Here is a 16,326-nt window from a genome sequence, read left to right on the forward strand (position 1 = left end):
TCTTTTGTATGCAGTTAGTCAGAATAAAATTATGAAAACCATACTAGAGATAGTATGCCGGTGAGCACTTTGGTAAGGTGTGTCGCCGGAAGCTTTGCCATATTTCCCTGTTCTACTACCTAAGATTCATGTTTGTTTGTTTAAGATGAGTGACGCCAGACTGTTATGCAGCCTGGCGTTTTCATTTTCTAAATATGGTAAGTACAGATGCGCTACCTGATCATCTGCAGAAACTGATCTTCTGACAAGATCTGTATGCCCAGTTTGTTTGCCTTCTCCAGTTTAGCCGGGCCCATTTTGTCGCCGGCCACCAGGTAGTTAAGCTTAGCCGAGATAGAAGAGACCACTTTGCCGCCGTGGCTTGCTATCAGCTGCTGAAGCTCTTCGCGACTTATACTTTCAAACACGCCTGAGATCACAAACGTATTGCCGGCCAGCTTATCGCTTTCCATTTCTACAGTAGAGATTTCGCCCTTAAACTTTAAGCCCGCCGCTTGAAGGCGTTCAACCAGCTGCACGTGCTCCGGATCTTGGAAGTATTCTATGATGGAGTTGGCAATGCGGTCACCTATCTCGTTTATGGCCACCAAGTCTTCGTACGTGGCACCACGTAGGGCTACAATATCAGGCAGATGCTCTGCCAGCTTTTTGGCAACGGTGCTGCCCACAAAGCGAATACCTAGGGCAAACAGCACCCGGTCATAAGCCACTTCCTTTGACTTCTCCAGGCTCTTGAGTATGTTGCTGGCAGATTTCTCACCCATACGCTCCAGGCCGGCCAGTTGCTCCAGTGTCAGATCGTACAGGTCGGCGGCATTAGAAACATATCCGGCTTTGTAGAGTTGCTCAATCGTTTTAGGGCCCAATTCATCAATGTTCATGGCCTTACGGCTGATAAAGTGCTCCAGCTTAGCTCGAATCTGGGGTTCGCAGCCTTTCTCGTTAGGGCAATAAAAGTTAGCCTCGCCTTCAGAGCGCACCAACTCAGAGCCGCAGGCAGGGCAATGAGTAGGGTAAAGTATAGGCTGGCTGTCGGCAGGTCGCTTGCTAAAGTCTACTTCTGTGATTTTTGGAATGATCTCACCGCCTTTTTCTACAAAAACCGTATCGCCGAGGCGTAGGTCCAGGCGTTGAATTTCGTTGGCATTGTGCACGGAGGCTCTTTTTACTACAGTACCGGCCAAAAGTACAGGCTCTAGCAGCGCCACGGGTGTTACAGCGCCGGTTCTGCCCACCTGGTATTGTATGTCTATAAGTTTGGTAGCAGAGCTCATGGCCGGATATTTGTAAGCAATTGCCCAACGCGGACTCTTAGCTGTAAAGCCCAGTTCTTCCTGCAGGTTATAGTTGTTTACCTTCACCACTACGCCATCAGTGGCAATGGGTAGTTCATGGCGTCTTGTTTCCCATTCCTTTATATAAGCAAGCACATCCTCAATAGAGCCGCATTTGCGCCATGTGTCTGATACCTTAAAACCCCACTTTTGAATGGCCTGCAGGCTCTCGGCATGTGTCTGGAAAGGGCTGTTATTACAATGGAAACTATAGGAGAAGCAACCTAGTTTACGGCTGGCAACTATAGCGGAATCCTGCTGCTTTAGTGTACCCGAGGCTGCGTTGCGTGGGTTAGCCAGTAATTGCTCTCCGGCCTCTTCGCGCTCTGTATTCAACTCTTCAAATACCTGCAAGGGCAAAAACACTTCACCACGCACTTCAAACAGATCAGGGTAGTTCTGGCCATGCACCTGCAACGGAATATCGCGGATAGTGCGCACATTGGCAGATATATCGTCGCCTCGTGTTCCGTCGCCGCGGGTGGCACCCTGTACAAACTGCCCGTTCTCGTAGGTAAGGCTGATAGCTACACCGTCAAATTTCTGTTCACACACGTACTCTACCTCGTCGCCGATGGCTTTACGTACACGCTTGTCGAACTCCCGCAGGTCTTCCTCTGAATAGGTGTTGCTCAGCGACAGCATCGGGTAGCGGTGGGTAACGGTTTTAAAGTTTTTCGTAATGGTACCTCCCACGCGCTGAGTAGGAGAGTTCGGGTCGCGCAAGTCAGGGTGCTGCTCTTCCAGGTCCTGCAGGCGCTTTAACATGGCGTCAAACTCAAAGTCCGACACCTCCGATACGCTGTTCTGGTAATATTGGTAGTTAAGGTAATTGATACGGTGGGTTAGCTCTTTAATTTCCTGAGCCGGGTCTTTCTCTGGGGCCATTATCAGTCGGTTTATACTTCGGTAAAAATAGGAAAGAGATTTCTAAAAATCAGGCTTGATTATAAACTGTTGAGCATGTATAGCAGGCTTAAAACAAAACAGGCTCCTTTAAAGGGAGCCTGCCAAAGTATGATTTTTATGCTTTACTTCAGGATCACGCCATCGGCTACGAAGCGAAGCTCTTCTTTGGGGGCAGTGATAGCCGCTATTTCGTCTTTTGATTTTCTGGCATCCTGTGCATAATGGCGTTGGTCATCCACAGAAATAACTTCACGCTTAGCCGTTCCGGTAAACACTACCGTACGTCCTTTCAGGTCTTCGATCGGTAAAAAGAAACCATAGTCGCGGAAGGTAACTTTCATGGTGCTGTTGTCGGCCAGTTTTACATCCATCCAGCATCCTTTAGCCTGGCAGCTTTCCACCACCTCTGCAGTTACAACGGCTTCTACAGAATCTTTGTCCTGTACAAGGGTCTGCAATTGAGATGCACTTACAACATTTTCTTCAGCAAAGCCGGAGCCGTAGGTATTGTCTGCTGCCTCTTCGGTTGTAGCCACAGGCTCGGTAGCATCGGCAGTTGGTTTTGTCTGGTTGCAGGCAACAAGCGTGGCAACTGCAAACAAGCTAAGAATGGTCTTTTTCATTTGGGTCTTCAGGGTTTTATTGGATAAGTAAAGATATAGAATTTGGCTGAAGTATGGCGCTGCCGATAAGTATAAAATATTTCTTTAGCAGATTAAAAAGGTATAGTAAACATCTTTAATCTGAGCCTGGATTTATACTTTAACATATATTCCTGCCAATTAGCAGTAGAGTAGGAGATGGGGTTTTTAATGAATTTATAACTTTAAATAAAGTAGTTTAATTATAGTGATAATCAGTTGGAAACAGTTATTTGTATGCCAATGAAAGTATACCGTTCTTAATAATCCGCTAGCAGGTAAACCTGTATGCCGGGCTATTTCCTTTTCTCTTATACTTTGCTGTAGTTAAACATCTACAAAAACATGCCATGGAAGGCTTTAATAGCCTTTTTACACAAATATTACACAGTGACAAGGCTGTATTATGCCACGATGCCTAATATATTGCCTCTGTATCTATAGCATGTTTATACTATTCTTAAAATCAGTGCTATGAGTGTATTGTGTTTAAGTATAAATTTAGTATGCCTATTTGAACTTTTACACTTAGTCAAGTGCTCTGTCCTGGAAAATGATGTAACCGATGTGGAAGAGCAGCCCCCACTCTTTGGCAGTGTCGCCGTAGTAGTTCAGACTTAAGGCAACGGGGCCAATAATGCTGTGATACACCATACTGGTACTTCCTATAAAAGAGGTGCCTCTAAAGAGGTCTCCATAGTATGCCTGTTGCTCTCTGTTTTGTAAAATCGGTTTGTACGGCTGAAACGCATACCCTTCTAAGCGGCCTTCCAAACGCTGGCTAAAAAGGTAAATATACTTTATACCCCCAGCCAGGTATTGGTGGCTCCGGTACCTGTCTAAAAACAGCGTCTTGCTATCGGGCAATGGGGTAAAGGCAGCGGCTGATGTAAGGGTGGAACGGTAATTCATAAAGAACGGCTGGTTAGAAGCCACGCCCTCCAGCATGTACCCGATCCTATGCTTCTGTTCCCCGAAATACTGCTCATAGGTGGCTTTTATTTTAAACCATTCCCGGTTGCTTTGTTGCTTGCTTGTGATGGCGCTGGTAGAGCCGGGGCGTAGTGTTTCACGGCCATGTATAAAGTCTGCAGACGCTGTAAGCATACTGCCCGACGAGGCAAACTGTTTCCGGTTTAAATGTCCTCTTTTAAAAGTAATGCCAGTAGACAGCGCATTGAAGTTGGTTTTATCAAGTGTGTCGGTACTCAGTATCTCGAGGCGGTTGCTATAGCGATCTATCGTCTGGATAAAGCCTGCGTTCAGTACCAGCTTGCCTTTGTAGGTGTTTGTAAAGCCAAGGCTTAGGTTAAAGTTTCTGTCAGACTGCTCAATAAAGGGTAGCTTATCGCGGTCTAGCAGGAAGCCTTTGGTAGATAGGTAGCTCCAGTTGTTGTACATGAACGAAGGTTCAAGGTAGTAGGGGAAGCGTGCAGGCACATCTATCCTTATACGCGCTTTCGCTGCCTGGTAAAAACGGCCGGTGTTAAAACTGCTAGAGAAAGTATAAAGTTTTTTGCGCAGCAGGCTGTAATCAAAACCAGCGTAAATATTATCGATTGGCCTGGATGCCAGCACACCTCCCACCGAAAGCTGTAATGCCTCATCGTGCTCCATGTCCAGTTTAAACTCGTAGGCGTTCTTGCTTGTGTTATAGACTATGGATGGGTAGATGCTGCGAAAACTCTCCACGGCAGACAACCTGAAGTAACCTTTCTTGATTTCCTCCATAGTATATACATCACCCTCTTTCCGGAAGAACTTGTGAACGTACGCGCTTTGAGCTTCGTCTAAGCCAGACACTGTGATCTCCTGAAACGAGAGGGCGCTGAAGCCCTTTCTGAATTCCTCCCGTTTGGCCGACATTTGCTCTGGTGTCACACGTCTGCCTATTTTGCGTTTGATCTCCTCCATCTTTTCCTGGGCAGCATTGTAGCCAGCATCAAAAAGGGTTTTTACCTCATTAAAGTCCAGGGCAGTTAGGTTGCCGGTGTTGGGCTGCAGATAAATGTCCTGCTTGCCCAGGGCAGTAGAGTCGCTGTTGGAGAGCATGGCATAGTACAGGGTCTGGGGCAGGTCAAAGTCGTCTTTACCATAGGGGTATTCATTGTAGGTCTTCGGCGACACATTTACCCCGATCACCACGTCTGGTTTAAACTCTGATCTGGCCACATCCACCGGAAAGTTATTATAGAGCCCCCCGTCATACAGCAACCGCCTCTCTACCCTTATTGGCCGGAACACTAAAGGCACTGTCATGGTGGCGCGTACGGCATCTGATAGCTGACCCTTGCTGAGCACCACCTGCTGCTGGGTATAAATATCAGAAGCTATACTTCGGAATGGCACCATGAGCTTGTCGAAACTATACTTTGCTTTGGCAGAGGGCTGTGCCAGCAACTGGGCAAAAGCAAAGTTAAGCGAGGCACCGTTTGCCAGGCTCGAGTTCAGGTGCATCTGGAAAGTGGAATCCAGCGAAAGGTTAAAGTGAAGAAAGGAGGGACTTATATCAGGGGAGGCGTAGTTGTAGGTATAGGTATCCTCTGTGCGGCCACGGGCCCAGTCCTGAAACTCTTTGGTGTTAAAAAGGTATTCTATCTCACTGGGAGAGTAACCAGCAGCATACAGGCCGCCTACGACTCCACCCATTGATGTTCCCAGCACATAATCAACAGGAATATTGTTTTCTTCCAGGGCTTTTAACACCCCTACGTGCGCAATACCTTTGGCACCACCGCCACTAAAAACAACGGCTACTCTCTGGGCACTAACACTAGTTGTACAAAAGTATAGCAATAGCACAGACAAGATGCCCATGAGCCATGTTTTGATGCAGGGTGATGAGTATGCTTGCTGCATAGTAGGGTGTTAAGCGCGTGCTGCAGATGTTGGTTTATACTTTTAGTGGATATTAATGCCTACCCACTTGGCATTACTTATTGTAATAACAACCCGCCCCGTGAGCAGGTTAAAATATTGCACAGGTACACTGGCCGAAAAATTATCCAGCCTGAGATCGAAGCTGGTATTAAATACAATAGCGTTTCTGTCGGACGTCAGCGCCAATGGCACTACAGTTTGCTTTGTGACGCCTTGCAACGTAATGGTGGTTGTCTTGTTTACATTTCCCGGGAAAAGACGGCTGCCGTTCACCTTCTCAACAGGGGCATCAATAAAGAAAAGCAGATCCTGGTATTTTGCCCCAAAAAACACATCGTATGCCATATCAGGCGGTGCCGTATCGTTTGTAGGTAGCAGGGTGGCAACGTTCAGGATGCATTCTATTTTTTGCGTGGTGCTGTTATAGCGCACCAGCATGTCGTTAGATGTAAACGTGTAGGCCTGAGTAAGGCCGTCCAGGGTAACCGTTACTCTATTGTCGCTGGTGTAGTTTGATCTGGATTGTGCTTGACCTTTAGTGATGACAAACGTAAACAACAATACAAGTATGGTGTTATAAAGTAGAGATTTCGACATAAGTAGTTGTTTGTATATATTCCTATAACGGATTTCAGATCAGAAAGGTAATTGCCGGAATGCACTTAAATTAAATGATATAAATACAAAACTATACTTAGACAGGTACGGTATAAAGTACTAACCGTAATAGTATTATCTAATCCTGGCGCTGGCCGCTTGCTTAAGCCCTAGTGGGAAGTATAAAATGGATCCTGACAAGAAGAATAAAGTAAACACAAAACAACTCTCAGCATTCAGAAAAATGGAGAGGATGCACCCTATTCGGGTGTTGTTGTTCCTTAGTATGATCGGGATCGGGGTGTTGTTCTTTATTCTGGTGGTTGCTTTTGCCCGTACAGGAGGTTTTCAGAATGAGAGTTTTGAGTTGCCAAAGTTTTTCAGCATCAGTACGCTTATACTTTTGTTTAGCAGTTACACAATAAGCAAAATACCCCGGATATACCGCAAAGACAAACTAAACCGCATGACCCGTTACTTAGGCATGACATTAGGTTTGGGTATACTTTTTATAGTAGCGCAGCTTATCGGCTGGAATGAAATGACCAGGGCCGGGGTTTATTTTTCCGGTAAGGCTTCCGGTACGTATCTATACCTTATTTCTGCACTCCATATTCTGCACTTATTAGGCGGCCTTATATTTCTCTCTTTCCTGTTCTTTAAAACGGCACACGTGGCAGCAGACGGGGTTCGCAGCCTTATCTTTATCCGTGACCCATACCGCAGCATGCAGCTCTCAATGCTGCGCACTTACTGGAACTTCATGGATTTTCTTTGGTTAGGACTTTACATTGTGTTCCTTTTTATGGCTTAAGCCGCTGTTTTAATAATGCTTAGCAGCCGTATCCCAAATCATTAGAAAGTATACCTGGCGCGTAACATAAGCATTGTTGTGGCATTCATTGCAAGAAGATCAAATGTATAAGCGAAGTAAAAAGTATAAAGCACTCAACCGATAAAAGTATAAAAAGCAGAAGCCCATACCAGTTTAAAGTATGGGCTTCTGCTTTTTATACTTTGCACTTATCTCACTAGTGTTACCGAGCCTTTGTAAGTGCTTGTTTGGTAATCGATCACATAAAAGTATACGCCGTCGTTCACGCCTTTACCATCCCATTTAAACGCGTTGCTGGTGCTGGCAAAAACCTCTTTGCCCCAACGGTTAAATATCTTTATGCTAGCGAACTGGGCTGTGCAAAAGTCAGAAGGCAAAGCTGGTATTTCAAAGAAATCGTTCAGGCCATCGCCGTTTGGCGTAAAGATATTTGCCGGCACATAATCTGAGATTACAGGTACTTTAACACGGAACTCCATCGTGATTTGCTGATCAGAAGAAGGGTTACAGGCCTGTTCAGATAAGTTAAAGGTTACTCTGAGCGTTCCTTTCTCTGCGCCTATGCAATTAGCCGTCCAGGTAAATTTACCATCCGAGGTGCCGTTGCTATCCTTGTTGTTAAAGACCATTCCCATTTCATCCAGAGTAAAGCCTTCACCGGCGGCACTCATAGTAAGTGCATTCAGGTCTATGTCGCGGCCAAACATGTTTGCCTCAAAGTTCTCGTTCAGGTCCAGGTCAAACACCAGCACGTTTTTATCAGTGGTAAAGGTAGGGGCATTATTAGGAGCCGTAATCCTGAACTCAAAAACCAGTTGCTGATCCGGAGAAGGCACACAAGCCGTTTCTTTTAGGGTAAATGTTACGCGCCTTATGCTTTGCTTAAAATCGTTGCAGGTGGCTGTCCAGTTAAAAATACCCTCCGCTGTGCCCTCGCTGCCTGTGCTTGTAAAGGTCATGCCTACATCAGCCAGGTTAAAGCCATCCCCAGTAGCCTGCAATGCAAGTTTGTGCAGGTCAATGTCATTTCCGAAAATCCTGGCCGAAAAAGGTTCACCTATCTGCAGGTTAAATACCGTTACCTGCTTATCAGAGCTTATGGCGGGTACATTGTTTGTGTTGTCGGGTCTTACTTCAATGGTCTCTTTCCGGCTGATAACTTCATTACAAACCGTGGTATTTACGGTAAAATCTATCTTGTATGATTGCTGTAAGGCTTTACAATCTATATCCCACCTGAACGGGGAACTGACCTGCCCGGCAGCTGTTCTAGGCTGAAAAGTTATACTTTGGGTTGCCAGATCAAAATTTTGCCCAGTGGCCGTAATGGTCACATTGTCATTGTCTGTATCAAAGCCTAAGGCATCGAATGTGAGCACATCACCATTTTTTACATTAAAGACCCTGTCAGGGGTAGATAACGAGACAGTAGGAGGTGCATCCGGAAGCGGGTCTATCACAAAACTTAGCCTTACAGTATCCTGGCGCGGCAAGCTGCAGCCATCATCACGCACGATCAGGTCTAGCTGGTATACTTTGCCTTCAGTATCAAAGCACTCGTCGAAGCAAAGGGTTGCCTTAAGCGACTCGTTTGTTGTAGTGCCCTGGTTAATTGTGCCACTGGTAATTCCCTGCAGTGTAAATCCCTGCGCGCTGAAGTTAACTGGTAAGGCACGCAGCGCCACAAATTCAGGTTTGTCCGGGTCCGTGAACAACACATCAATGCAGCGGTTGCCATCGGCGGCTAAACGTAAAACATCGCCTTGCTTGTAATTCTCTGTTTTGCCCTGTTCCCGCACCGAAACAACTGGTGTCTGGTTTGTAGGGCAATCGAGCACCATCACCTGGAAATCGCGGCGTACTTCACCAATTTTCACTCCGCCCCTGAACTCCTGGCACCTGATACCAAAAACAAAAAGACCTTTCTGGTTTGGCCGCATGGTTAATTGCCCTGTTTTTGGGTTAATATTCATTGGGGGAGAGCCTTGCACCTGCACGTTTGCACTATAGCCCTGTAACCAGGTTACAGGAGGGTAGGGCTCAGGCCTGGGAGTTATGGTATAAACAGGCATCGCTGGTGTAGTATAACCGTTTAGTGGTGTAACCATGTCATACACCAGAGAGTCGCCATCAGGGTCTGTGCCATTAAAGTCAAAATAGAAAAGCTCGTTTACACAGGCGTAATCGCTCAATGGCGGAAAAAGAACAGGGGAGGAATTACGGAAGGCTAGTCCGTTCTTAACCACCGGGGGCAGTTCCATGTAAAAGGTTTGAGCGGCATCTTCGGGCCTTACAATGTTGTTTATAGTACGGTTGCGGCAACAGCGCTCCCAGGTTACATAATAACCGGCAGGGCTGTTAAATCTATTCGGATCCAGGAAAATATTCTCGAAGTAAACGATCTTGCTTGTTCTGAGCTCACTTACAGTACACTCAATGTTTGTGTAGTTAACAGGCGTTCTCGATCGGTAGGGCATTACCTGTGTAAGCATAAGGCGGTTAGTGCCTTTCTCAAAAAAATTAACAGTTACTGACTGGTCCAGGGCGCCAGGACTGCCGTTTACATCATCAAAGTATAAGTTTAGGGTAAGCCTGTAGTTATAGTTGATAATATGCCTTAGCTCAAACTCGCCTCCAACTATGTGCGTTGCGTAGGCGTTGGCGCAAATTAATAGAGTAAACGCCAGCAGCAGTAAACGTAGTTTCATGGGCACAACATTATGGGTACAGTTTTATATTGCCTGACTAAATGTATTTAAAAGATATGACATTTAAAAAAGACAGCCCGATATAAAAATTGTGATTAACTGTCCGTTAGGCTATCTGTCATCAGCTTTAATGTAAGCTTTTTTCTTCGTTGGGCTGCAGAACGCTTTTTAGCAGCTCCATAAATGGCAACGGCTTGCTAAAGTATGGATCGGTATACGTATTAGCCACGAAACGGATGTATCCGGGGAGTTTGTTTATTACAACACTATCAATGTGAATGTTACCGTAAAGTTGGTTGCACAGGTCGGTGCCTGGTACATTAGCCGCTGGCGGAGTCAGCACATACCGCTCTATCTGCTCCTGGTATCGCTTATGGCATATTTGCCGTGTATCGGCGCTGTGTAATTTGTAGCCTAGTTGCTGTACGCGCTCGTTTAGCAGGTCAAATAAAAAGGTAAAGTTCTGTGCCCCGATTACCGGATCATAAAATAAGATAGCGCCCTGCAGGTTCGACTCATTTATTATCTGAACCCGAAAAGGGGACGAGCTTATATTGCATTTCTTATAGTGGTATGCTTTAAAAAAAGGGCCGGTCCAGTTTAGGTACACCTTTGCAGCCACCCATTGTTTATAGGCTGAAAGCTGCTTTCCGGAACGGCGTATGGTACTGCATGAGTGCGCTGTATTTCCGAAACCAAACAAACGGGTTAAAAAATCGTTAAATGGCATTTGATAATTTACTCATAAACATAATTTCCTGTAAATAGTTTAATGAGAGTTATCCCCATTAGCAGGAATCTCCTTACTTTAAAGTTTAATAGTTGTAACAGATAAGGCCGGGCCTGTTAACCCGGCAAATAAATAGATTTTATTCCGATAAACGGCAGACTAGACTATGGAAATGCTGACACAAGAACTAGAAACAAAGAAACGCCTGCTCCAGGAGAGCATTCAGATTCTTACCGGGCAGATTAAGGCTGCCAAAGACGCTATGGACGAAGCACAGAGTAGCGCCAATGAGCACGATGGTGCCATGGAAGACAAATTTGAGTCGTTCAGGGAAAACTGCCAGATACAGCGCGATTTGTATGCACGGCAGCTAGATGAACTTATCTCCACGATGGCATTGCTGCGCCGCATCAATGCCACAAAAGTAAATCATGATATATCATTGGGGGCCGTAGTGCACACCGAATTGCAAAATTACTTTATAGGTGTAAGCCTTGGAGAGTTAAAAGTAGACGGAGAGTCATACTTTGCAATTTCCGGCATGTCTCCTATATTCAAGGCCATGGCAGGTAAAACAGCAGGCGAAACGTTTACTTTTCGCGACAAAACTTATAAAATACTGCTGGTAAATTAAGAAAAGCCCTTTTAGCCATAACCTTTTACAGTACTTGTAAGTTATAGGTATGGTAAAGGGTTGAAAAAAATAAAGGTTAGCATTTATGCTAACCTTTATTGATTTATAGGTATACCGTTTTCTTACTTAGTCGAGGCTGTATCGTCTACCCTGGTCCAGGTCTGTGCTCTTCCTATCAACGAGATGCCAATATAGCCTTTAACCTCCATCTTGTCTTTTCCGATCATTTTCATGTAGCAAGAGTAAGTTTTACCGCTCTCCGGATCGTAGATGGTGCCATCGTCCCATTTGTTGTCACCCTCGTATTCAAAGCCCTTTAAGAACTCAAGACCCATCAACGGACGGTTGCGCAATGATTTGCTTGGGTTGTTGTCATCCATCTTAGGTTTGCCATTACGGTTAGGTTCGCGCAGCGAAATGATTTTGCCGCAAAGCTTATCGCCGCTGCACTTATAAATTTCGAACTTGGCTTTTCCGTCCTCATTTGTCCAAACGCCAATAGGAGACATTTTCTGAGCCCAGGCACATGTTCCAAACAACATGAGCATTACAAGAGTAAGAAGGTACTTTTTCATTTGTGGTTAAGTTTAGGTGTATTATCCAACCAAATATAAAGAATATAACTTAATTATACATAATAAGAAACTTAAAATAATATTAGTTCAGATATTGTTAACTCTTTTTCATGAAGCGGGGATAAGAGGCAATTATTACTTTTAAGTAATACAAGGGCAACAGTTACCTAAATTCATGTTTATTTATGATCTGGCTATGTATAATTTATTGGTTAAAAGGAGATTATGGGGTGGCAAACAAATAGCACAAAAAAATGCCTAAAACCTTGTGAACTTTTAAGCGTTCTTTTAACTTTAAGAGTAAAGTAGCGGGTGCTACAGCCTTGCATCGGGTGCAGTTATTTATTGCTAAACATGCAGGGTCTATGTTTGACTAAAGAGAAAGGAGGTGCTATGTCTAATCCATCGGTCGTCTTAGTAAGCCTAGGTAATTTTGTTCACTCTAAAGGTGAGCAGGCTTAGTAAGCAGTAGTATAGCTACTGCTTGCGCAGATAGCGATGTTACCTCTGATTCTTTTTAGGATGGTGATACTGTAAAACAGTACGCCGCTTACTCTGAAGTTGAGGGATTCCTGAAACACCTGATGCATCTTGACGGGCTGCATCAGGTGTTTCTTTTTTATAATACTTTTATACTTCTTGTCTACAGGTCGTCCTTGTAGATTGTATCGTTGCCAAGCCGCCTTTCCCGCACAAACGTAAAAACATAGAACGCTACTGCTCCAAAGCAGCTAAGCCCCATCAGTAAAAGCAGGATGTTGCGCATATTCCAGGTAAAAGTGCTTGGGTTTATGCGTGCAAAAACAAGCACGGCAACCAGAAGTGTTAGCGCTGTTACCGTATGGAAAACGAAACGGTTGTGCTTACGCAGATGGTATGTGCAGGCCAAAAGCAGGAATCCGAAGAATGGAGCCAACAAGGCTACAGGGGGCTTTGCAGGATTAGTGAAATAACCAATCAAACCAAGTATGATAAGTACAAGTGCATTAACAGTGTTGATGATGTAAGGATGTGCCATAACGTAAATAAGCCTAAGCGGCGTTGCTTAGGCTTATTTACGTTAAAAAGCATAAGTGTTATACTTTAGGGCAAATAAAGTACTATTAAAGCACTCTTCTTACTTCAAGAAAACGCAGGTCATATCTTGTGCCTTGCACCTTGCTTACTTTTACACCTCCATTAGACGAGGAGTGCACGAACTCAATGGTGTCGCCGGGAGCTGAGATAACAATACCAACGTGGCCGGGCTCACGCTTACCCGGATTGGTGCCAGTAAATATTACAAGGTCACCGGTGCTGGCTTCATGTTTTTCAACCTGTACACCTTCATTAGCCTGCATGGCCGAAGAATGGGGCAGATTAATGCCGTATTCATCAAAAACATATGTTACAAACCCAGAACAGTCAAAACCATCAGGGCTCATGCCTGCATAAACGTAGGGGCTGCCTAGTAAAGTCATGGCGTAAGATATTATTTCCTCGCTGTTGCCAATTGAGTTTGTAGCGCGTGCATTTACCGGGGTTGATTTAGTTTTAGGAGTGTTATCTGTATAAGAAGCCAATATAAATTCAGACTTTGATGCAGCTTTATGTTGCGCTGTATTGTGCTCTGCTGCAGCAGTAGCAGCATCCATCGGAATCAAAGTATAAATCGCCCTGGTCCAGAAAAGTATCACAAGTATAAGCAGCGGCATCAAAATCAAGACAAAGTTCTTTTTCATAATTCAAGGAGGTTTGTTTTCAGCTATACCAATGGAAATATCATGCCAAAGATGGCCTTTCAACATTATGGCTTATAATATTTTGATATGCAATTAGTTAGGTTTAATCTAATGAACAAATTTTGCATAGCGAAAAGTTTACCTGACTTTAAATGTGGTTTACCCTTAAAATCAGGATGTTTACACAAAAACTTTAAATAATTAAACTAAAAACAGGCTTAATTATATTGTATGGTTATAAAATGCTAATTTTGTGCATTCAACTATGAAAAAAATATGCTGATTTACAATTCAGACTCATTTAAAGCAGAGTTTGATCAGGAACAGGGCTGGTTACACTTTACCTGTTCGAAGCGACTACAATTTATTGAGTTTAAAGAGGGGATGAAGCAGGCTTTGGCTTGCGCAGAGGAGAATAAAGTAAAACGTTGGCTACTAGATGCCAGGGAGATAGGTTGCTTAAATGAGGAGGAAGAGACATGGCTGCAAAGCTGTATGTTTCCAAAGATCATGAGCAGTTTGGGCACTAACAATTATGTTGCTGTTGTACTTTCAGAGAGGTGCTACCATGCACTGCTCATGGAGGCTGGCAGGTTTGGACTAAAAAGCTATAATTCCTTTATTATCATGAACACTTTCTGCGAGCCAGAGGATGCTTTGTCATGGCTTGATAAAGAGGTGTTTACGATTAATAAATGATGCGTTTGTAAGGCTTAGAAAGCTGGTAGGATTTTGAAAAGCACGGTATTTGTTGTAAAATGCCAAAAGCTTTAATTTATAAAAATCCGATAACATGCTCAGAAATAAGCAACTTAAACTTTTATTTTTACTTCTCACCTTTTTTGTACTAAGCAGCAGTCAGTCTCTTTTTGCAGCTGGTTTGCGCTACACACTCTCTATGCCGGAGCCGCATACGCACTACTTTAAAGTAGAGGCAGAATTGTCTGGGGTAAAGAAGAAGTATGTCGATTTTACAATGCCTGTTTGGGCCCCCGGTTCTTACCTTGTTCGCGAGTTCGCTAAAAATGTAGAGGGATTCCGGGCTACTGATAAGGACGGCAAGGAACTACGTTCAGAAAAGATCGAAAAGAATACCTGGCGCGTTTACGCAGATAAAGCAGACCTTATTCGTGCAACATACAATGTGTACGCTTTCGAAATGAGTGTTAGAACCAGTTTTCTGGACGCCTCGCACGGCTACGTAAACGGTACCAGCATTTTTATGTATCCGGAAGGATACCATCAGACTGCCGGCACACTTGTGGTTAAACCCTATGCCGGCTGGAGCAAAGTATCAACTGGCCTGAAAAGTATTGGGCAGTTTACCTATACTTTCCCAAACTACGACATACTAGCCGACTCGCCTCTGGAGATTGGCAACCACGAAGTATACACGTTTACTGCAGCCGGTGTACCGCATGAAGTGGCCATGTACGGAGAGGGCAATTACAACCCTGAAAAACTTATGCAGGACATGAAGCGTGTAGCAGAGGAATCTATCGCCATTATGGGGGAGCTACCCGTTGACCGTTATGTGTTTATCGTGCACAATTTGCAGCGCGGCGGCGGCGGATTAGAACACCTTAACTCTACTACCTTGCAGACATCACGCTGGAACTATGGTACAGAAAGCGGCTATAATGGTTTTCTGAGCCTGGTAGCCCATGAGTACTTCCACCTATGGAATGTGAAACGCTTGCGCCCCCAGCCCCTTGGTCCGTTCGACTATAACCAGGAAAACTATACCAGCCTTTTATGGGTGTCAGAGGGTATTACCAGTTATTACGACGATCTGATCGTTCGCCGTGCCGGTTTTACCTCTCCCCAGCGCTACCTTGATATTGTAGCCGGGTCCATTAACTCAGTAGAGAACACGCCCGGTAACAAGGTTCAGACAGTTGCAGAATCGAGCCTGGATGCCTGGATAAAGTATTACCGCCGCAACGAGAACTCAAACAATGCAGAGGTATCTTACTATACTAAGGGCGGCGTGCTGGGCCACTTGCTTAACATGGAGATCATGAAACGCACAAACGGACAGAAAAGTCTTGATGATGTAATGCGCTATATGTATGATCGCTACTATAAGAAACTTGACAGAGGCTACACTGAGAAAGAGTTTAAAGAGGCTGTAGAAAAAATAGCCGGAACAAGTATGGATGCCTTTTTCAGGGATTATATAAACGGTACAAAAACACCAGACTACAACAAGTATTTCGAGGCGGCAGGCCTGAAACTGGTAGATACGAACCAGGGCAGCGAAAGCTCCAGCTGGGGTGCTACAACAGCTATGGTTGATGGTAAGGTAATGGTACGCAATGTGAACCGCGGAACAAGTGCCTACGAGGCAGGGCTAAATGTGAATGATGAGATTATAGCTGTAAACGGTTTCCGGGTTGGTGAAGATGTTAACCAGTATGTAAATGGCCGTAAGGTAGGAGAGAAGCTGGAGGTTTTGGTCACACGCGACGGTAAGTTAATGCTGCTAGAGGTGCCGATGCTAAAAGATAACAGCGTTCAGTATCGCTTCGAGCGTATAGCAAAACCAACAACAGAGCAACAGCAAGTATACAGTAGTTGGTTAGCAATAGAAAAATCATAACCAGCTTTAATTATGGCACACAAACATGAATCATCCTGAACTTTGATTGAGGGATAGATAGAGCATGTTCCAGAGGTTGGCCAGTGCCAATCGGATGCGGTAAAGCGGTGCAGGAGTTTTCCTGCACCGCTTTCCTGTTCTGTGGCAGCCCTTGCGCAGC

The 16,326-nt window shown here is 44.7% G+C and carries 13 protein-coding genes; 4 read left to right on the forward strand and 9 right to left on the reverse strand.

The features are described 5' to 3' along the window. Positions 1–212: 212 nt before the first annotated feature. From ligA to K0O23_RS15695, 4 genes are all read right to left on the reverse strand, one after another. Positions 213–2,222 (reverse strand): NAD-dependent DNA ligase LigA, encoded by a 2,010-nt coding sequence (gene ligA / locus K0O23_RS15680; RefSeq protein WP_219878389.1) that lies wholly within the window; start codon positions 2,220–2,222, stop codon positions 213–215. A gap of 143 nt (positions 2,223–2,365) precedes the next feature. Then, a complete protein-coding gene (locus K0O23_RS15685; protein ID WP_219878390.1) occupies positions 2,366–2,866 on the reverse strand; it encodes a DUF4920 domain-containing protein in 501 nt (166 codons plus the stop codon). A gap of 546 nt (positions 2,867–3,412) precedes the next feature. After that, positions 3,413–5,743: a patatin-like phospholipase family protein gene (locus K0O23_RS15690; protein WP_219878391.1), complete on the reverse strand. Its 2,331-nt coding sequence runs from the start codon at positions 5,741–5,743 to the stop codon at positions 3,413–3,415. 42 nt (positions 5,744–5,785) lie between these two features. Then, positions 5,786–6,361, reverse strand: a complete 576-nt coding sequence (locus K0O23_RS15695) for a hypothetical protein (RefSeq protein ID WP_219878392.1) — start codon at positions 6,359–6,361, stop codon at positions 5,786–5,788. 187 nt (positions 6,362–6,548) lie between these two features. Between K0O23_RS15695 and K0O23_RS15700 the strand changes: the two genes are divergently transcribed. Beyond that, a complete protein-coding gene (locus K0O23_RS15700; protein WP_246597152.1) occupies positions 6,549–7,175 on the forward strand; it encodes a cytochrome c oxidase subunit 3 in 627 nt (208 codons plus the stop codon). A gap of 209 nt (positions 7,176–7,384) precedes the next feature. Here the strand turns inward: K0O23_RS15700 and K0O23_RS15705 are convergent, their stop codons facing one another. Both K0O23_RS15705 and K0O23_RS15710 read right to left on the reverse strand, forming a co-directional pair. Beyond that, positions 7,385–9,904: a gliding motility-associated C-terminal domain-containing protein gene (locus K0O23_RS15705; protein ID WP_219878393.1), complete on the reverse strand. Its 2,520-nt coding sequence runs from the start codon at positions 9,902–9,904 to the stop codon at positions 7,385–7,387. Between the two features lie 127 nt (positions 9,905–10,031). Then, positions 10,032–10,634 carry a hypothetical protein gene (locus K0O23_RS15710; protein WP_219878394.1) on the reverse strand — a complete coding sequence of 201 codons (603 nt, stop codon included), beginning with the start codon at positions 10,632–10,634 and terminating at the stop codon, positions 10,032–10,034. A gap of 166 nt (positions 10,635–10,800) precedes the next feature. On the opposite strand from K0O23_RS15710, the gene K0O23_RS15715 reads away from it, so the two are divergent. Next, complete coding sequence (locus K0O23_RS15715) at positions 10,801–11,268, forward strand: hypothetical protein (RefSeq protein WP_219878395.1); 468 nt, start codon at positions 10,801–10,803, stop codon at positions 11,266–11,268. A gap of 122 nt (positions 11,269–11,390) precedes the next feature. Here K0O23_RS15715 and K0O23_RS15720 read toward each other — a convergent pair whose 3' ends face one another. The 3 genes from K0O23_RS15720 to K0O23_RS15730 form a co-directional block, all read right to left on the reverse strand. Further along, positions 11,391–11,843 carry a DUF2147 domain-containing protein gene (locus K0O23_RS15720; protein ID WP_246597153.1) on the reverse strand — a complete coding sequence of 151 codons (453 nt, stop codon included), beginning with the start codon at positions 11,841–11,843 and terminating at the stop codon, positions 11,391–11,393. Between the two features lie 643 nt (positions 11,844–12,486). After that, on the reverse strand, positions 12,487–12,861 hold the full coding sequence (locus K0O23_RS15725; protein ID WP_219878396.1) for a hypothetical protein: 375 nt from the start codon (positions 12,859–12,861) through the stop codon (positions 12,487–12,489). A gap of 85 nt (positions 12,862–12,946) precedes the next feature. Further along, on the reverse strand, positions 12,947–13,564 hold the full coding sequence (locus tag K0O23_RS15730) for a C40 family peptidase (RefSeq protein WP_219878397.1): 618 nt from the start codon (positions 13,562–13,564) through the stop codon (positions 12,947–12,949). A gap of 276 nt (positions 13,565–13,840) precedes the next feature. Here K0O23_RS15730 and K0O23_RS15735 point away from each other — a divergent pair, with 276 nt between their 5' ends. After that, positions 13,841–14,263: a hypothetical protein gene (locus K0O23_RS15735; RefSeq protein ID WP_219878398.1), complete on the forward strand. Its 423-nt coding sequence runs from the start codon at positions 13,841–13,843 to the stop codon at positions 14,261–14,263. A 94-nt stretch (positions 14,264–14,357) separates the two neighbouring features. Next, positions 14,358–16,166, forward strand: coding sequence for a M61 family metallopeptidase (locus tag K0O23_RS15740; protein ID WP_219878399.1), 1,809 nt, complete (start codon positions 14,358–14,360; stop codon positions 16,164–16,166). Positions 16,167–16,326: the final 160 nt, after the last annotated feature.

The sequence above is a fragment of the Pontibacter aydingkolensis genome, assembly GCF_019443125.1.
Classification (GTDB): Bacteria; Bacteroidota; Bacteroidia; order Cytophagales; family Hymenobacteraceae; genus Pontibacter; species Pontibacter aydingkolensis.